19 protein-coding genes and 1 other RNA gene are annotated in these 19,316 nt (G+C 46.0%); 19 read left to right on the top strand and 1 reads right to left on the bottom strand.

From position 1 onward, the window contains the following. Window positions 1-13 precede the first annotated feature (13 nt). The 5 genes from tpiA (at window position 14) to BW42_RS09085 (ending at window position 5,108) form a co-directional block, all read left to right on the top strand. Entirely contained in the window at window positions 14-766 is a 753-nt protein-coding gene (tpiA, locus tag BW42_RS09105) for a triose-phosphate isomerase (protein ID WP_035409967.1), read from the top strand. Further along, window positions 767-2,314 carry a 2,3-bisphosphoglycerate-independent phosphoglycerate mutase gene (gpmI, locus tag BW42_RS09100; RefSeq protein WP_035409964.1) on the top strand — a complete coding sequence of 516 codons (1,548 nt, stop codon included), beginning with the start codon at window positions 767-769 and terminating at the stop codon, window positions 2,312-2,314. 59 nt (window positions 2,315-2,373) lie between these two features. Further along, on the top strand, window positions 2,374-3,666 hold the full coding sequence (gene eno / locus BW42_RS09095; RefSeq protein WP_035409961.1) for a phosphopyruvate hydratase: 1,293 nt from the start codon (window positions 2,374-2,376) through the stop codon (window positions 3,664-3,666). 267 nt (window positions 3,667-3,933) lie between these two features. Then, a complete protein-coding gene (locus BW42_RS09090) occupies window positions 3,934-4,857 on the top strand; it encodes an acyl-ACP desaturase (protein WP_035409958.1) in 924 nt (307 codons plus the stop codon). Between the two features lie 2 nt (window positions 4,858-4,859). After that, window positions 4,860-5,108 carry a hypothetical protein gene (locus BW42_RS09085; protein ID WP_231496898.1) on the top strand — a complete coding sequence of 83 codons (249 nt, stop codon included), beginning with the start codon at window positions 4,860-4,862 and terminating at the stop codon, window positions 5,106-5,108. Between the two features lie 139 nt (window positions 5,109-5,247). Here BW42_RS09085 and BW42_RS09080 read toward each other — a convergent pair whose 3' ends face one another. Next, window positions 5,248-5,568, bottom strand: coding sequence for a hypothetical protein (locus tag BW42_RS09080; protein ID WP_035409954.1), 321 nt, complete (start codon window positions 5,566-5,568; stop codon window positions 5,248-5,250). A gap of 135 nt (window positions 5,569-5,703) precedes the next feature. Between BW42_RS09080 and BW42_RS09075 the strand changes: the two genes are divergently transcribed. From BW42_RS09075 to BW42_RS09015, 14 genes are all read left to right on the top strand, one after another. Further along, entirely contained in the window at window positions 5,704-6,057 is a 354-nt protein-coding gene (locus tag BW42_RS09075; protein ID WP_052019103.1) for a hypothetical protein, read from the top strand. A gap of 196 nt (window positions 6,058-6,253) precedes the next feature. Further along, window positions 6,254-6,493, top strand: coding sequence for a hypothetical protein (locus tag BW42_RS09070; protein ID WP_035409951.1), 240 nt, complete (start codon window positions 6,254-6,256; stop codon window positions 6,491-6,493). Window positions 6,494-6,680: 187 nt separating this feature from the next. Beyond that, window positions 6,681-7,661 (top strand): LacI family DNA-binding transcriptional regulator, encoded by a 981-nt coding sequence (locus BW42_RS09065; RefSeq protein ID WP_035409949.1) that lies wholly within the window; start codon window positions 6,681-6,683, stop codon window positions 7,659-7,661. Then, window positions 7,658-8,536, top strand: coding sequence for a ribokinase (gene rbsK, locus BW42_RS09060; RefSeq protein ID WP_035409946.1), 879 nt, complete (start codon window positions 7,658-7,660; stop codon window positions 8,534-8,536). Before BW42_RS09065 ends, rbsK begins: the two co-directional genes overlap by 4 nt. Next, a complete protein-coding gene (gene rbsD, locus BW42_RS09055; protein WP_035409944.1) occupies window positions 8,533-8,922 on the top strand; it encodes a D-ribose pyranase in 390 nt (129 codons plus the stop codon). The genes rbsK and rbsD overlap by 4 nt, the downstream gene beginning before the upstream one ends. A 12-nt stretch (window positions 8,923-8,934) precedes the next feature. Continuing rightward, window positions 8,935-10,413: a sugar ABC transporter ATP-binding protein gene (locus tag BW42_RS09050; RefSeq protein ID WP_035409942.1), complete on the top strand. Its 1,479-nt coding sequence runs from the start codon at window positions 8,935-8,937 to the stop codon at window positions 10,411-10,413. A gap of 1 nt (window position 10,414) precedes the next feature. Then, the gene (gene rbsC / locus BW42_RS09045; protein WP_052019102.1) at window positions 10,415-11,383 is read left to right on the top strand and encodes a ribose ABC transporter permease; all 969 of its coding nucleotides are present in this window, start codon (window positions 10,415-10,417) and stop codon (window positions 11,381-11,383) included. Window positions 11,384-11,410: 27 nt separating this feature from the next. Continuing rightward, entirely contained in the window at window positions 11,411-12,328 is a 918-nt protein-coding gene (gene rbsB / locus BW42_RS09040; RefSeq protein WP_035409939.1) for a ribose ABC transporter substrate-binding protein RbsB, read from the top strand. A 137-nt stretch (window positions 12,329-12,465) separates the two neighbouring features. Next, a complete protein-coding gene (secG, locus tag BW42_RS09035; RefSeq protein WP_023469201.1) occupies window positions 12,466-12,699 on the top strand; it encodes a preprotein translocase subunit SecG in 234 nt (77 codons plus the stop codon). 101 nt (window positions 12,700-12,800) lie between these two features. Then, window positions 12,801-13,541 carry a carboxylesterase gene (locus BW42_RS09030; RefSeq protein WP_035409936.1) on the top strand — a complete coding sequence of 247 codons (741 nt, stop codon included), beginning with the start codon at window positions 12,801-12,803 and terminating at the stop codon, window positions 13,539-13,541. A 14-nt stretch (window positions 13,542-13,555) separates the two neighbouring features. After that, a complete protein-coding gene (gene rnr, locus BW42_RS09025; RefSeq protein WP_035409933.1) occupies window positions 13,556-15,916 on the top strand; it encodes a ribonuclease R in 2,361 nt (786 codons plus the stop codon). Window positions 15,917-15,948: 32 nt separating this feature from the next. Next, window positions 15,949-16,419: an SsrA-binding protein SmpB gene (gene smpB / locus BW42_RS09020; RefSeq protein ID WP_029342464.1), complete on the top strand. Its 471-nt coding sequence runs from the start codon at window positions 15,949-15,951 to the stop codon at window positions 16,417-16,419. A 58-nt stretch (window positions 16,420-16,477) separates the two neighbouring features. Next, window positions 16,478-16,836, top strand: a transfer-messenger RNA (tmRNA) gene (ssrA, locus tag BW42_RS16180). A gap of 187 nt (window positions 16,837-17,023) precedes the next feature. Beyond that, a partial coding sequence (locus BW42_RS09015; RefSeq protein ID WP_035409930.1) for an SIR2 family protein occupies window positions 17,024-19,316 on the top strand: 2,293 nt, incomplete at its 3' end.

Below are 19,316 nucleotides of genomic sequence, written 5' to 3'. Positions count from 1 at the left end.
GGAGTGTTTCTCAATGCGTAAACCAATTATCGCAGGTAACTGGAAGATGAATCTGACGCTCAAGGATGCAGTTGCATTCGCTGAGGAAGTCAAAGGAGCTGTACCTGCTTCGACAACAGTCGACGCAGCTGTCTGTGCACCAGCAGTATTCTTGGCACACTTGACAGAAGCAGCAGCTGGTACGGATCTTAAGATCGGTGCTCAAAACATGTACGACAAAGAGAGCGGTGCCTTCACTGGTGAAATCAGCCCGCTCATGCTCAAAGAACTCGACGTGACATACGTCATCCTCGGTCACTCTGAGCGTCGTGAGTACTTCGGCGAAACAGATGCGTTCATCAACAGCAAAGCGAAAAAAGCGTTCGAGCACGGTCTCGTTCCAATCGTTTGTGTAGGTGAAACACTGGAAGAGCGTGAAGGCGGCAAGTTCGAAGACGTCATCCGCGAACAGACAGCAAACAGCCTTAAAGGTCTTACTGTCGACCAAGTGAAAAATCTCGTCGTCGCTTACGAGCCTGTCTGGGCAATCGGAACAGGTAAATCAGCGACAGAACAAGATGCACAAGATTCTTGTAAATTCGTCCGTGACGTCGTTGCAGCTGAATTTGGTGCTGAAGCAGCAGAAGCTGTCCGCATCCAATACGGTGGTAGCGTCAAACCGGAAAACATCAAAGAATATATGGCTCAACCAGACATCGACGGCGCGCTCGTCGGCGGTGCAAGTCTTGAGACAGGATCGTTCCTCAAACTGTTGGAGGCGATTTAAATGAAAAAACGTCCAGTCGCACTAATCATCCTTGATGGTTTTGGTATGCGTGACGAGGAGTTCGGAAATGCCGTTACGGCGGCAAACAAACCGAACTTCGATCGTTACTGGGGTCAATACCCGCATACGTTGTTGAATGCGAAAGGCGAATACGTCGGTTTGCCTGATGGTCAAATGGGGAACTCAGAAGTGGGTCACCTCAACATCGGTGCTGGTCGCGTCGTCTATCAATCGCTATCCCGAATCAACAACGCGATCAAGGATCGCTCGTTCTTCTCGCGCCAAGCGATGAACGATGCGGCAGGTCACGTGAAGAAATACGGTTCAGCGCTTCATATCTTCGGTTTGGTCTCTGACGGTGGAATCCACAGTCACATCAACCACTTGTATGCGGTACTCGAATTCGCGAAACTTCACGAAATCGAAAAAGTTTACCTCCATGCTTTCACGGACGGTCGTGACTGCGACCCACAATCGGGCGCTGGTTTCCTCCGTGACGCGCAAGCGAAGATGGACGAATTGAATGTTGGACAATTCGCGAGTATCTCTGGTCGCTACTATGCGATGGATCGCGATAACCGTTGGGAACGCGTCAAGAAAGTCTATGACGTCATCACATACGGTGAAGGTCCAACGACGAAGGATCCAATCGGCATGGTTGAAGCTTCGTACAAACAAGACGTAACGGATGAGTTCATCGAACCAACTGTTGTCGTGCAGGAAGACGGTACGCCAGTCGCACCGATCCACGATAACGATGCGATCATGTTCTTCAACTATCGTCCTGACCGTGCGATTCAGCTTTCGAAAGTCTACAAAGAGAAAAAAGGCTTCGACGGATTCGAACTTCCGGACAACGCACCGAAGAACCTGCTACTCGTCTCGATGACGAAGTACTCGGATGCGCTTGATACGGACATCGTCTTCCCGCCTGAAGACATCAAGAACACGCTTGGTGAGACATTGTCAAAACAAGGTCTCAAACAGCTACGCATCGCGGAAACGGAAAAGTATCCGCACGTCACGTTCTTCTTCAACGGACAACGTGAAGAACCATACGAAGGGGAAGATCGGATCTTGATCCCTTCACCAAAAGTCGCGACATACGACTTGAAACCAGAGATGAGCGTCTATGAAGTTACAGATGCGCTTGTCGATGCAATCAACTCGGACAAACACGACGCTATCATCCTCAACTTCGCTAACCCGGATATGGTCGGTCACTCGGGTATGCTCGAGCCGACGAAAAAGGCGATCGAAGCAGTCGATGAATGTCTTGGGAAAGTCGTTGACTTGATTCTCAGCAAAGGCGGCGCGGCAGTCATTACGGCTGACCACGGGAACGCGGACAAAGTCCTCAATGCAGACGGCAGTAAGATGACGGCGCATACGACAGAACCTGTTCCATGTATCGTGACAGTCGAGGACGTTGAACTCCTTGAACCACTCACAGGTGCACTCGCTGACCTCGCACCAACGGTCCTTGATCTCCTCGGAGCGGACCAACCAGCAGAGATGACTGGTAAATCGATCGTATTGAAAAAATAATCCCGTCGATCGAAATGGCTACACCACATATTTCTTACACACAAAAGGAGCGAATTTAAATGTCAATGATTACAGAGATTTACGCACGCGAGATTCTTGATTCACGCGGTAACCCAACAGTAGAAGTAGAAGTTTATACAGAAGATGGCGGTTTCGGTCGCGCACTCGTACCATCAGGTGCATCAACTGGTGAGCACGAAGCAGTCGAACTCCGTGATGGCGACAAAGCACGTTACCTCGGAAAAGGTGTTTTGAAAGCTGTTGACAACGTCAACGAAAAAATCGCACCAGAAATCATCGGTTACGATGTCTTCGACCAAACTGGAATCGACAAAAAAATGATCGATCTCGACGGTACGAAAAACAAAGGTAATTTCGGCGCTAACGCAATCCTTGGTGTTTCTATGGCTGCTGCACGTGCTGCTGCAGATGAGCTTGGTCTTCCACTTTACACGTACCTCGGTGGATTCAACGCGAAAACATTACCAACACCAATGATGAACATCATCAACGGTGGATCACACGCAGACAACAACGTGGACTTCCAAGAGTTCATGATCATGCCTGTCGGTGCTCCAACATTCAAAGAAGCACTTCGTATGGGTGCTGAAATCTTCCACGCGTTGAAATCAGTTCTTAGCGGAATGGGTCTTAACACAGCAGTTGGTGACGAGGGTGGATTCGCTCCAAACTTGAAATCAAACGAAGAAGCAATCACAGTTATCCTTGAAGCAATCGAAAAAGCTGGCTACAAAGCAGGCGAAGATGTTTACCTTGCAATGGACGTCGCTTCTTCTGAGTTCTACGATAAAGCAGCTGGAAAATACAACCTCGCTGGCGAAGGCAAAGTCCTTTCAACAGAAGAGCTTGTTGAATTCTACGCACAACTCGTTGACAAATACCCAATCATCTCAATCGAAGATGGCTGTGACGAAAACGACTGGGATGGTCACAAACTCCTTACAGATCGTATCGGACACAAAGTTCAACTCGTTGGGGATGACTTGTTCGTAACAAACACTGAGAAACTTGCTGAAGGTATCGAAAAAGGCATCGCTAACTCGATTCTCATCAAAGTTAACCAAATCGGTACGTTGACTGAAACATTCGACGCAATCGAAATGGCTAAAAAAGCTGGTTACACAGCTGTCGTTTCTCACCGTTCTGGTGAAACAGAAGATTCAACGATCGCTGACATCGCTGTTGCGACAAACGCTGGTCAAATCAAAACGGGTTCACTTTCACGTACAGACCGTATCGCGAAATACAACCAACTTCTCCGCATCGAAGACATGCTTTCAGACGTTGCTGTCTACGACGGAATCAAATCATTCTACAACCTCAAGAAGTAATTTCAGGTTGATCGTTTGAATAAGCTATAAGGAAAACCTCCTATTCGTGTGATACGTACACACGGATAGGAGGTTTTTATATCAAGCAATGTCAAACATGAAAATCGCTTTTGTCATCAAAACTATGATGAACTGTCAAAAAATTGATTCATCTGAGTAGATGACTAAAATGTTATACTCATAAATAAGTGCAAATTAAATAGTTATAGGGATTAATTACATCTTGCTCGATGCAGATGAAAAATACGTCTAAAGGGGACAGGGATCATGTTAAATTCAGATTTAGATATCCGTTTAGAACCACGCATTCAAGAGTTATACCGACTACACAAGGAGCGTTCAGCCAATATTGACTGGAGCTACCACGAGTTTATTCCGTGGGATAAGGCGATGTCGTTCAAACGCGTTCCTTGGGACGAAAGCCAAGTCACGCTTCCAGAAGGCGTCATCGTAGCGATTGAGACGGCATTACTGACAGAGGTCAACTTACCGTGGTACACGTCGCATTTAGACTACACGTTCAAGAACTCAATGGAAGTCATCAATGATTTCGTCCGGACGTGGACAGCAGAAGAAGATCAGCACTCGAACTTACTCGAGACGTATTTACTCGTCACACGAAACGTCAATCCAACGCGACTTCATCAATTAAGAAGACGCGTCGTTGAGAACGGCTGGTTCCCAGACTTCACGAACCCACTAGCGACGATGGCGTATACATCACTGCAAGAATTAGCGACACTCGTCTTTTACAATAACGTAGCGAAGATCGCAGGGGCACATGACAAGGACTTAGCAACGCTACTCCGTCGTCTAGCGAAAGACGAAGCGCTCCATTATGCGTTCTATCGTGACACGGTCAAAGCACACTTAGAGCTCGACCCGAACTTCATCGTCTTCTTCGAAGATGTCATCATCAACTTCTCAATGCCAGGTGCTGTCATGCCGGACTTTACAGAACGCATGAAGACGATTGCCGTTGATACGAACTATGGCCCCCTCCAATACTTCGACCAAGTATTAGATGTCGTCGTCAAATACTGGGGAATCGCTGATTTGGAGCCGACAAGCGAAGAAGCGAAACAATCACAAGCGAACATCATGAAGTATCATGGACGTTTGAAACGCATCAAGGAACGTCAAGAACGTCAACTCGAAAAAGCGAAAATCGACGTCTCAGGAGGCAATTGAACATGAAGTGTGAAATCTGTGGAACTGAAACGAACAACCAAGTCAGTTACTTGGAACTCGATACATGGGAATTCAATTCATTGAACAAAGAAGCAAAAGACTTTTATCCGATCTGTTTTGATTGCTTCGACAAGCATACGAACCAGTTCATCGATCAGGAAATGGATCTCGAGTTACGCAAAAAACGTTCACAAATGGTCAACAAAGAAGTAGAAGCTGAAATCGAAGCGATTCTTGAGGCTGAGAATTAAGTTACCTTTTCTATCTGTGAAGTGAAGTCTAACCGGTAGTGCATTGGCGCTATCGGTTTTTTGTTGTCCATGAAAAAGCAGTTATCTCTTGATTCACGTGTTTTTCGTGAAAGAAGAAATAGCTGCTTTTAACATAAAGTCAGTCTTCAATGAATGTAACGAGATAATGATGGGCAGAATGAAGCGGTGCACGGGTCACGAAAAAGTCTGGAAGATCGACATCGATTCCTAATTCGCGCAGTGTATCGGGATCCAAACATTCCTGAATCAAACGTTTGATGTCTTGTAACAGTTCATCGTGCAAATTCGCTTCCTTCGGAAAAGCGCGCTTCGCGTCATCGCGCAATAATAGCACGATCGGTGGTAGACCTCGTAAGAGATCGACCTGAAGGGGCTGTTGATGACGTTCGAAATAATCATTCAAACAACTGACGACCTTCATCGAGTGTTCTTCTTTCATCCGATCCCAACTCTCTGTATGTGACTATGACTCTCTAGCTATTCCCTAATTGAAGTGAGGATATGCAGGGAAACTGGAAATCTAGCATTACGAGGACCCGGTTCGGGGTAAAACTAGAAGGAAGGGGGAATCGACATGCTATTTCGGTTTTTGTTTTTAGGGCTTGATACGTCGATTGGTGACATCCCGTTGCGCCTCATCTATTTTACGGAACTCATACTATTCATCGGTTTGTATCAAATCACGAGCCGATTTTCACGTCAGAGTTTGATTTTGGGAACGGCACTCGGAATCGGTGGACTGATTGCCATTTTACCCGGTGCGCTCTATATCATCCGTTATAATCCGGAGGATGCCGTCATTGATGTCACGTTCCTGTTGATTTATTTGTTTGAGCCGCTGGCAATCGTTGCGTTCGTTGTTGCTTTGATCCGTCGCTTGTATACAGAGAAGAAAAGTAAAAAGAAGCGAAGTAGAGATGTTCATTGATTTCCGTCCTAAGCTGATAATTCATAAACCGTGAGGTGATGTAACACTGCCTCATGGTTTATTTGCGTCCGCATCAAAATGCTTTCTTTCGATAATGTAAGGAAGGATTTCTGGAAGAATATTCTATAATAGAGAAAGAACGAAATCAGATCTTAGTTGGTTTCGTAAGATCTTAGTGATTATAGGAGTGGCTAATGTGCAGAAAATCTTGTTTGGTTTGTCCGTCTTAAACAGTGCTTACATTACGAATAACTTTTTTACATACTCGGATAGTTTTTTCAATGCGCCACTAGGCGTAACAACAGTAATCGCTATCACATTAATGTTTCTAAACGATAGCGTTAAAAAAGATACACCATCGTTATACACAAAAGCGACGGATGGGTTAGGATTCATTAATATTTTGATGGGTCTGTCGCTGATCGTCTTTATTTGAGGATGATTCAGAACGTTCAAGATATGAAATTATCGTAAGTCTGATGCGGTGTCAGGCTTCTTTTTTATGGGGCAATCTACGAGTTTGAAAAAATAAAATATATTTTAGATAAAAAAGATTGATGTGTAACCGGTTACACAATATGATGATTCTTGTAAGCGTTATCAAAAGAAAGAGGTGGCGAAACATGTCGACCATCCGGGAAGTAGCGAAAGCGGCACATGTCTCCGTCGCGACGGTCTCACGCGTCATGAACGAAAAGGGTTATGTCAGTGAGAAATCGCGTAAGGCGGTGCTTCAGGCAATCAAACAATTGGACTATCGACCGAACCGAGTCGCGCGATCGTTGTTCCAAAAACGGTCCGGACTGATCGGATTGATTGTTCCAGACATCACGAACCCGTTCTTCCCACAACTCGCACGGGCTGTGGAAGATATGGCACATCAACATGGTTTTCAGGTCATTTTGTGTAACACAGACGAACAGTTTCAGAAAGAACGCGAATACATCAAGTCACTCGAGGCAATGCATGTCGACGGATTGATCATCACGACGAACTACTCGAACAATCCGAACTATGAAGAACTCGAAGTGCCGGTCGTAGCGTTAGACCGTGTGTTACAAGGGGCGATTCCGACGGTAACTTCAAACGGATACGAAGGCGGGAAGAAGGCTGCTTCGTTTTTACTTGCTTCTGGTGCAACAGAACTCGCTGTCATCAGCGGTCCGTCAAAACTCCCGACGATCAAAAAACGGCGAGATGGTTTCGAGAAAGTCGCCGGAACCCATCTGGTCGCAAGCATTGAGTCACCGTTTCACTTTCAAGGGGCGCTTGATGCTGCGAACTATCTCTTTGATCACTATCATTGCAACGGGATCTTTGCCGCGAGTGATGTCATTGCCGCAGCAACGGTGCAAGTCGCTGCCGAACGCGGGATCACGATTCCGGACGAACTGCAAGTGATCGGCTATGACGGGATCGAACTCGGACAAATGATTTCACCACCGTTGACGACAATCGCACAGCCGATTTATCAAATGGGAGAACTAGCCGCGAAACTCTTGATTCAGCGGATTGAAGGCACACCGATTGCCGCCGTCCATCATGAGTTGACGGTTGAGATCATCGAACGGGAAACGACGAAACGGAAGGATGAGGAAGCATGAAACAAATCAGTGTCATCGGCAGTATCTCGATGGATCTCGTCGTCGAAAGTAAACGTCGTCCAGGCGCAGGCGAAACGGTCATCGGGGATGCCTTTCATACCGTACCGGGTGGAAAGGGTGCGAACCAAGCAGTGGCGGTCGCGCGTCTCGGCAGTACCGTCGAAATGATCGGTTGTGTCGGCAGTGATGCAAACGGAGACGCGATCCGCGAAAACTTCCAGACGCAAGGGGTGCAGACGGCACACTTGCAAACGATTGAAGGCGAACGGACGGGGACGGCACATATCACGCTCGCTGAAGGCGATAACTCGATCGTCGTCGTTCAGTCTGCCAATCAGCATGTGCAATTTACGAGTGATGCACTCGCACCGATTCTCGCAGACAGTGAAATCATCTTACTCCAGCTCGAGATCCCAATCGAGACGGTCGAGACCGTTGCTCGGGAAGCACACGCAGCAGGTATTCCAGTCGTCTTGAATCCGGCACCCGCAATGTCACTCTCTACTGAGTTGATTGAACACGTGACGTACTTAACACCAAACGAACATGAATGTGGTTTGATCTTCGGACAAGACCAGCCAATCGAACATTGGTTGATGGAATACCCGAATAAATTGATCGTAACGGAAGGCAGTCGCGGAGCACGCTTCTACGATGGAGAATCAATCGTGACGATTCCAGCGATTGAGACGACCGTCGTCGATACGACGGGGGCAGGGGATACGTTCAACGGTGCTTTAGCTGTTGCGTTAACCGAAGGACAATCGCTCGTTGAAGCGATTCGTTTTGCGAATCGAGCAGCCGGTTTATCGATCCGCGCACTCGGCGCTCAAGGCGGTATGCCAACACGGGAACAGATGGAGGGAGAGGCATGAAGAAGCACGGTATCTTAAACAGTCATATCAGTAAGGTTCTGACCGATCTTGGTCATACCGATACGATCGTCATCGCCGATTGCGGCTTACCGATTCCAGACGGTGTTGCCCGAATCGATTTAGCACTTGAACTTGGCACACCGTCATTTCTCGATGTCGTCCGTGTCGTTGCTGGTGACATGGCGATCGAACAGCTGACACTCGCAACGGAGATCAAGGAAGCGAATCCGAACGTCCTTGAGGCACTGGAAGAGATGAAGATCGAGAGAACGTTCGTCTCACACGAGGAGTTCAAGAAATTGACGCAGCAGGCGAAGGTCATCATCCGGACCGGGGAAGCGACACCGTACGCAAATGTTATCTTCCATTCCGGCGTAATCTTTTAAGGGGGTCGAATAATGCGTATCGAAATGACAGGTATTAAAAAAGCATTCGGTCCTGTTCCCGTCCTCAAAGGTGTTGACTTCGACCTGGCAGCGGGTGAGATTCATGCCTTGATGGGAGAGAACGGTGCCGGTAAATCGACATTGATGAAGATTTTGACCGGTGTCCATAAAGCAGACGCGGGGACGATTCGTGTCGATGGACAGGACGTCGAGTATAAGAACCCAAAGCTTGCCGAAGAGGCGGGGATTGCCTTCATCCACCAGGAACTGAACATCCTCCCGGATTTAACGGTGACGGAGAACTTGTTCCTCGGACGGGAGTTGAAGTCACGCTTCGGGATTCTCAAGCAAGGGGAGATGAAGCGCCAGGCAGAACGTGAACTCGCCGAATTGAACGTCTTCATGGACGTCGATCAACTCGCCCGGACGTTATCGGTCGGGCAGCAACAGATGATCGAGATCGCAAAAGCTTTGATGACGGACGCAAAGGTCATCATCATGGATGAACCGACAGCCGCACTGACGGAGCGGGAAATTCGCGCCTTATTTAGCGTCGCGACGGCACTGCGCAACCAAGGTGTCTCGATCGTCTATATCTCGCACCGAATGGAGGAAATCTTCGAGCTTTGCGACCGGATCACCGTCTTACGGGACGGGATCTCCGTCTCGACGCACGCGATTCCCGAGACGTCGTTCGAACAGATCGTCCGGGAGATGGTCGGTCGTGAGATGGGCGAACGGTATCCGGATCGTGATGTGTCGATCGGCGCGACCGTCCTTGAGGTCAAACAGGCGAGCGGGAAACGATTCGACGATGTCTCGTTCTCCGTCAAGGCAGGCGAAATCATCGGCTTCTCTGGTTTGATGGGCGCCGGGCGGACGGAAGTCATGCGCGGATTGTTCGGGGTCGATCGCCTGAAAGACGGGACAATCGAACTGAACGGACAGTCGCTGAAGATCAAGACACCGTACGATGCGATTCGCCAGGGGATCGGCTTTTTGACCGAGGACCGCAAAGGCGAAGGCTTGTTCCTCGACTTTTCACTGCGTGAGAACATCTCGCTGCCAACGATTCGTTCGTTATCAAGATCCGGTGTCATCAAGGATCAGGCAGAACGTGATTTCGCAGAAGGATACTTGAAGTCACTCTCGGTCCGCCACAGCTCGATAGACCAGCCGGCGAAGTCACTGTCCGGTGGAAACCAACAGAAGGTCGTCCTCGCGAAGTGGCTCGGAACACAACCAAAAGTCTTGATCCTCGACGAACCGACACGTGGTGTCGATGTCGGGGCGAAGAAAGAGATTTACCTCATCATGAACGAACTCGCTGCGGCGGGTGTCGCGATCATCATGGTCAGCTCGGACCTCCCGGAGATTCTCGGGATGAGCGACCGGGTCTACGTCATGCGCGAAGGCAAGATGAGCGGCATGTTGACACGACAGGAAGCGACGCAAGAAAGCATCATGACACTTGCGACAGGAGGACAATAATATGGAATTGATGCAAGGCAAGGTAACGGAAGCAAAACCGAGACGTCTTGGGATCGGACAAAAGCTTGGACCACTCGCGGGACTATTCGCAATCGTCCTCGTCGTCTCAATCATGGAACCGGACTTTTTAACATTGAATAATTTATTTAACATCTTACGGCAAGTCTCGATCAATGCCTTGATTGCCTTCGGAATGACGTTCGTCATTCTGACGGGTGGGATTGATTTATCGGTCGGTTCGATTCTCGCCCTCTCGTCCGCCTTCGTCGCGGGTCTGATGACAGATGGAACGTCAGCGTTGATTGCTGTTCTCGCCGGATTAATCGTCGGAGCTGTCATGGGTGCGTTGAACGGGATGGTCATCTCACTCGGGAAAGTCGCACCATTCATCGCAACACTTGCGACGATGACGATTTTCCGAGGATTGACGCTCGTCTATACGGACGGGAAACCGATCACTGGACTTAGCCAAGGTGGCTGGTTCGAACTGTTCGGACGCGGCTACTTCTGGATCTTCCCAGTACCGGTTTTAACAATGTTGCTTGCCTTCGCGGTCCTCTACTTCATCTTGAAGAAGACGACGTTCGGTCGCTATACGTATGCGATTGGTGGTAACGAAGAAGCAGCGAAGTTGATGGGGATTCAAGTCAATAAAGTCAAAATCATGATTTACTCACTCTCTGGGTTGATGGCGGCACTTGCCGGAATCATCCTGACGTCTCGTCTGAACTCGGCACAGCCGACGGCGGGGACATCGTACGAACTCGACGCCATCGCAGCAGTCGTCCTTGGTGGGACGAGCCTCTCAGGTGGTCGTGGCTGGATTGTCGGTACCTTGATCGGTGCCTTGATCATCGGAACACTGAACAATGGACTTAACTTGCTTGGTGTCTCCTCGTTCTTCCAACTCGTCGTCAAAGGTTTAGTCATTTTGTTCGCGGTACTCGCGGACCGGAAACAAGCAGCGTAACCCACACTCAAAAAGGAGGATTTACAGATGAAAAAATTACTTGCAGTCGTCATGATGGCATTGATGGTCTTCGCAGCAGCCTGTTCGACGGAACAGCCAGGCAGCGGCAATGGTGAAACGAAGAAGAAGACGAAGGACTTCAAGATTGGTCTCTCGATTTCAACCCTCAATAACCCATTCTTCGTCTCGTTAAAAGAAGGAGCAGAACAAGAAGCAAAAGCACAAGGCGCAACTCTTCAAGTCGCTGATGCACAAGATGATGCAGCAAAACAAGCAAGCGACATCGAAGACATGGTTCAAAAGAAAGTCGATCTCATTTTGATCAACCCAACGGATTCAGCAGCAGTCGGTGCAGCCGTCCAAACAGCGAACGATGCAAACATCCCAGTCATCACAGTTGACCGGAACGCAGAAGCAGGCGACGTCGTCGCACACATCGCGTCCGATAACGTCGCGGGTGGGAAACAAGCAGGTGAGTTCATGATCGAACTCGTCGGCGATAAAGCAAAAGTCGTGGAGCTCGAAGGAATTCCAGGAGCATCCGCAACACGCGACCGTGGTAAAGGGTTCCATGAAGCAGTCGACGGTAAACTTGACGTCGTCGCAAAACAAGCAGCAAACTTCGACCGGGCAAAAGGCTTGTCGGTCATGGAGAACATCCTCCAAAACAACAAAGACATCAAAGCCGTCTTCGCGCACAATGATGAAATGGCACTCGGTGCGGTTGAAGCATTAAAAGCAGCGGGTCTCAACGATGTTAAAGTCATCGGCTTCGATGCAACAGATGATGCCGTCAAAGCCGTCAAAGACGGAAAAATGGCAGGAACGATCGCTCAAAAACCGACTGAAATCGGGAAGATGGGTGTCGAGACAGCCATCAAGCACTTAAAAGGCGACAAAGTCGAGAAAAACATCCCAGTCGATCTCGAATTGATCAAACAATAAGAAGACAGGACACCTGAGTCGACGATTCAGGTGTCTCTTTTCATCAGGCAGGAAAAAGTTCCTAAATCTATTCCTTGTTCCCGTACTTGTTTTTCTCTATAATGAAAGAAGCGTATATTACTGAAGGAGGATCATCGATGATCATTCATAACGTGGCTCTTGTCGGCCTCATCGTCGTTTCCGTTCTTCTCATCATCGTCGTTCTATTGATGTCGGGTCGTACGACCGGACTCGGAGCATTGACGGGTGGAGCAGAACAATTATTTGGTCGCCAAAAAGCTCGTGGCTTGGATGCGGTCCTAAATCGTGTGGCGTCTATCTTAGGAGCATTACTCTTCATCTTGGCGTTACTCGTCGCTTTTTATAAGTGAGCATTGAAACGACAGCCGTATGATCGCGCTGTCGTTTTTTGTATTTCTCGATATTCATTTTTTCCGGATATGGGGTATAGAGTTAGAGGGGGAATCATTTTATGAAAATCACTTTACCAAAACCATTCTTTTTCGAAGCCGGCCCACGTGCCGTTTTACTATTACACGGATTCACGGGATCGAGCGCGGATGTCCGCATCCTCGGTCGCTACTTGCAAAAACAGGGCTATACGTCCCTTGCACCACAATATAAAGGGCACGCTGCCCCACCCGAAGAGCTGACGAAGACCGGGCCAGCCGACTGGTGGCAGGATGTCCTTGCCGGATATCAGGAACTCGTCGATAAAGGCTATGACGAAATCGCCGTTTGCGGACTATCGCTCGGTGGTGTCATGTCGCTGAAGTTATCGATGAACCGTCCGGTCAAAGCGGTCATCCCGATGTGTGCACCCGCCTACATCAAAAGTGAAGAAGTCATGTATGCAGGAGTCACCGAGTACGCACGAGAATTCAAGAAGCGAGAAGGCAAATCGCAAGAAGAGATCGACCAAGAGATGGCGTCCTTCGAACCGATGCCGACCTTGAAGGACTTACAGGAACTGCTGCGTGAGACACGTGATTCGCTTGAAGACGTCTACGCACCGACGCTCGTCGTCCAAGCGCGCAATGATCACATGATTAACACCGACTCCGCGAACATCATCCATGATGGAGTCAGTGCCTTCCAAAAAGAGCTGATCTGGTATGAGAACTCAGGTCACGTCATTACGCTCGACAAAGAAAAAGACCAGCTCCACTCTGACATCTTGGACTTCCTGGAGTCATTGAACTGGAGCAAGTAACTGGAGGTGTCACGTTGGAATTACGTGAACGAATACTAACGGTCATCACGACGGAAGAACGTCCGTTGTCGATTGATCAATTAACGAAAAAACTAGAACTAGCGGATACGGAAGCATTCAAGGAATTGATCCGGACGCTAAACGCAATGGAAGACGAAGCGTTGATCGCCCGGACACGCTCGAACAAGTACGGAACGCTTGCGCAAATCGGTCAAGTCGCAGGGAAGATTTCCGTTCACCAACGCGGATTCGGTTTCGTCTCACCGGAAGACGGTTCAGAAGGCGATATCTTCTTGCCGGCACCGGAACTGAAGAATGTCTATAATGGCGATCGTGTCCTCGTCAAAGTGTTTGCTGAGTCAAACGGCGGCGATCGTCGTGAAGGGAAACTGCTTAAGATTCTCTCACGTGGACCAGCCGATTTCGTCGGGACGTTCGTCAGTCCAAAAGGACGGATCGAATCGATCGCTTATATCGAACCGGATGATACGAAGCTGACGTTCTTACCGGTCGTCGCGAACGACGATACGCTTGGTGCCGTCGATGGGCATAAAGTCCTCGCCCGGATCACGAAGTATCCCGATGGTCGGTACGCCGGAACGGCGAAAGTCTTGAAAATCATCGGTCACAAGAATGACCCAGGCGTCGACATCTTGTCGATCGTCCATAAGCACGGGATCAACGTCGACTTCTCACCGGAAGCGATCGCTGAAGCGAACGCTGTACCGGATCAGATTGATGAGAAGGACTTAGTCGGACGTGTCGATTTACGAAATGAATTGACGGTAACGATTGACGGGGCGGACGCAAAAGACCTCGATGATGCGGTTCACGTCAAAAAGTTAGCGAACGGCAACTTCGAACTTGGTGTCCACATCGCCGACGTCTCGCATTACGTCAAAGAAGATTCGGCACTCGACGAAGAAGCGCGTGAGCGCGGAACGAGTGTTTATCTCGTCGACCGCGTCATCCCGATGATTCCGCACCGTCTATCGAACGGTATCTGCTCGCTCAACCCGCACGTCGATCGTTTGACGCTCAGCTGTATCATGGAAATCGATGCGAACGGAGCTGTCGTCAACCATGAGATCTTCCAAAGTGTCATCAAGACGACGGAACGGATGACGTACACGGACGTCCGGAAAATCATCGAACGCGAAGACGAAGAAGTGATCGCGAAGTACCAAGATCTCGTCGAGTACTTCGACAAGATGGAGGAACTCGCAGCAATCCTGCGTGAACGCCGCTCGCGTCGTGGAGCGATCAACTTTGACTTCCCAGAAGCGAAGGTTCTCGTCAACGAAGAAGGCAAGACGAGTGAGATCATTCTCCGTGAACGGTCGGTCGCTGAGAAACTGATCGAAGAGTTCATGCTCGCAGCGAACGAAACGGTCGCGGAGCACATTCAGCGTCAAAAACTACCGTTCATGTACCGGATTCACGATGAGCCAAAAGCTGAACGTCTCGATACGTTCTTCAAGTTCATCGGTAACTTCGGGATCAACGTCGAACGCAAAGGTGAGTCGGTCGCACCAAAAACGTTGCAATCGATCCTGAATGCGGTCGAAGGTGAGCCGGAAGAAGCTGTCGTCAGTACGGTCATGCTCCGTTCGCTCCAACAAGCGAAATACGACATCGAACCGATTGGTCACTTCGGTCTGTCGACGGACTACTACACGCACTTCACGTCACCGATCCGTCGTTACCCAGACTTAATGGTTCACCGTCTGTTGCGTGAATATGTCATCTACAACGACAAATCGCAAAAGACGCAAGACCGTTACTCGGAGATCTTACCGGAAATCGCCGATCATTCGTCAAAACGCGAGCGTCGCGCCGTTGACGCGGAGCGAGAAACGAACGCCTTAAAGAAAGCCGAGTATATGGAGCAACACATCGGCGAGACGTTTGAAGGCGTCGTCAGTGGTGTCACGAACTTCGGGATGTTCGTCGAATTGCCGAACACGATCGAAGGACTCGTCCACATCCAAGCGATGACGGATGACTTCTACCGCTATGATGAAGCGAACTATCAGCTGATTGGTGAGCGGACGAAGCAACAGTTCCGGATTGGCGATGTCGTCGAGATCAAAGTCACGAACGTCAACATCGATGAACGGACGATCGACTTCAGCGTCGTCGGGATGCCAGAGCGGCAACCGAAGAAACGGTTCGAGTCGAAGACGATCCGCTCAAGCGGTGGACGTCCGGGACAAAAGCGCGACGATAAGAAGAAAGACGACCGGCGTGGTAAGTCAAAACGTCCGGGCAAATCGAAGGACCAGTCGAAAGGCAAAGGCTTCGCGCTGAAAGACAAAAAGGATAAACCGCCATTCCATAAGGCGGTCTCGAATAAGAAACGGAAGCGCAAATAAGCGCTTCCGCATCGGAAATGTGGTGAATGAACATGCCAAAGGGAACAGATTCGAAAGTCTTAGCGAACAACAAACGGGCCTCGTTCGATTATGCGATCGAGGATACGATTGAAGCCGGTCTCGTCTTGACGGGAACGGAAATTAAGTCGGTCCGTAAAGGGAAAATCAGTATCGGGGACGCGTTCGTCCGGTTCGACGGGGGAGAAGCGATTCTTTGGAACTCGAACATCGCCCACTTCGAACAGGGAAACCGTTACAACCATGAACAGCTCCGTCCGCGGAAACTATTGCTGCACAAGAAACAGATTGCGAACTTGATCGGAGCGGTCTCACGGGACGGTTATACGATCGTACCGCTGAAGGTCTATATCAAGAACGGATACGCGAAATGCTTGATTGGACTCGGACGCGGGAAGAAGAAATTCGATAAACGTGACGACCTGAAGAAGAAGGATGCGAAGCGTGATATCGACCGGGCACTGCGCGATAAGCAAAAGTATTGAACCCGTAACACTTTTCTGCTAGAATGTTAGTATTCGGAAAGCCCCAATTTATTATCTTGGGGACGTTACGGATTCGACGGGGGTAGTTCGGTCTTCTGTGGCGTGTCGAGGGGTCGGCCTCGTTAAAACGCACCAGCCATAACTGGCAAAACTAACACACAACTCGCAGCAGCTTAATTGCCGCTACGGATCCTAGCAGCCGTCGCCTGGTCGGCTGATTTCTAGGGTCTCACTTTAAACAGGCTACGCTTGGACCCTTCCGTCTGGAGGGAAAGAGAAGAGATGGAATCAGACTGGTCGGACGGACGCCTGTCAATTGGCAGCCTGACGACGAGATACCAATAAATTGACTACACACGTAGAAGCTTAAGTATACGATGCCTTCGGACGTGGGTTCGACTCCCACCGTCTCCATACCCTGAAATCTTAAGGATTTCAAAATCACTTAAACTTTAAAGGGTTTAGTGTAAACATTAAAGTAGTTTTCTCTCAAGTGAGAAGACTACTTTTTATTTACCTCAATTACGTTTTATATTGTAATTAAATTTTGACAACTCATGTTTGAAGATTAAGTTTAAATTATAAAAAATGGAGAGATAAAATAATGAAAGATAACTTTATAAAAACAAGTATCTTGAAAATTAAAGAAGCAAGTAAAAATAATAAATTAATAGTTTTTGTAGGAGCGGGAGTTTCAGCTAACTCTGGTATACCTGCATGGGGAAATTTAATTAAGGAGATGGCATATGATCTCGGTTATCAAGAAGAAAATATGTCTTCAGATTTATATTTGAAAATACCTCAATATTACTTTAACGAACGTGGTGAAAAAGAATATTATGATAAGTTAAATCAAATTTTTCTAAGTAAAAAATTTAAAGTGAACCCTATACATAAAGAAATTTTCAAGCTCAATCCTGTACATATAATAACTACTAATTATGATACTTTATTAGAAGAAGCATCCATTGAACAGGGAGAATTTTTTCATACTATTAAGCAAAATGTAGATTTACCCTATGGAAACTTTAATAAAACGATAATTAAAATGCATGGAGATTTTGAGAATAAGAACATTGTTTTAAAAGAAGATGACTATCTAAACTATTCTGTTAATTTTGCTTTGATAGAAAGTTATATTAAGTCTTTAATATCGACTAACACAGTTTTATTCGTAGGATATTCTGTCAATGATCCAAACTTTAATTTAGTTTTTCAATGGGTAAAAAATATTCTGAGGAACCATTTTCAACCAGCTTATCTAATTGAAAGTAACAAAGAGTATTCAAGGATAGAATATTCTTATTATAAAAATAGAGGTATCAATATTTTATATTCTAATGAAATTGAAAATATAAAAGAAAATAAGGCTTTTGAGAATACAAATAAAAGAGGAAATCAATTGTATGATATGCTAAATTACTTTAATTCATTAGATGAATTTCAGAACATTAGTGATTTAGAGAAAGTTTATAAAACAATCGAAATTTACGAGAAATTAAACTTTATAATGCCAGATCAAATTGCTAAAAGTTTTGAAAGTAATGATGTTTTTTATGATTTATACGGAAACAAAGATTTAATAATCTCAAATGAAAATAATAATTTATTTAAAGTTTTTTCAAAATCTAAAGATTATAAGGGAAATGAAAAAGCAATATTTGAGAAAATTATAAAAATACTAAGAAAGGCAAATATCCATGCTGTATCATCGGAGCGTGAAACAATTTATACTATTGATTCAACTCATGATTACAATATTGAAATGATTAATGCAATTGTAAAAAGAGACAGTTTTGTGGATTCATCAACCATAATTAATTTTAATAGTTTCCTTGAAACTGATGATTATAACGAAAAGCTAAAACAGGCATTTGAGTGTAACAATATAGGAAATCATCAAGATGCTTATAATTTTTATAAATCGATTTCACTTAAGGCGTTTCAAGATAAAGAATACTTTATTTACTATATATCTGAATTTAATAGAAAACACGTTGGCAAAATTTTATCTGCATTAAACTCTGAAGTAAGGAAAAAAATAAATGAGGAGATTAAATTAATAGATTTAGACAATATCTATTACAATTTACCTTCATCAGAAAGAGAAAGTCTTAAATATTTAAAGGATATAAACAATTTCAACTTAATATATAGAACTCAAAACAAGCTAAATTCAGAAGTTAATGATATTAAAAAAACAAAACGTACTATTGAAGATGGAGGTATATCATTTAACAGTGCTATTTATAAAAGTGAAAATATAATAAAAAATATTTGGATGTTTATTGAAACGAATTACTTGTGCATAAATAATTACACAGAAGTGCAAAGTTTATATATTAGCTTTTTAAATGGTGTATTTAATAGTTATTCAATAAAAAGAAAAGTTTCGAAATTTTTTGAGGATATGCCAGTTCAAAAAATAGAAACGTTGGATTTATTTGAAATTTACGTAATGGTTATCAAGCTGAAAACAGATGAAGTAGAATATGTCTTGAAAGATAATCAAATTAATGATATGGAAATATCTGGGAATTCATTTGAATACTTAGTTAATCTGTTACAACACTTAATAAGTAACAATAAGAGTTACAATAACATTAATATGAATCGAAAAAATGAAGTGCAATTACTAAATACGTTACTGTTATTATCTAAAATAAAATTAGATGAAGATCAAACAGAAACTCTCTTAGAATTAATCTTAAACTTGATAAATCATACTATAAAAATTAATGAAATAAATTATCTCAATTTATTTATAGTATCAGTTGCAAATAGAAATTTAATTAATAAATATTCAATCATTAAATTAATTAATAAGTATTTAGATATATATCTGAAAGATTTGGAAAATGACTCATTTAATAATAAATTGTTTTCAAATCTTATAT

Source organism: Exiguobacterium sp. RIT341, assembly GCF_000632205.1.
In the GTDB taxonomy this organism is placed as follows: domain Bacteria; phylum Bacillota; class Bacilli; order Exiguobacteriales; family Exiguobacteriaceae; genus Exiguobacterium_A.
Note: the sequence above shows the minus strand (reverse complement) of the source record. Positions and strands in the feature narration are given on the sequence as shown.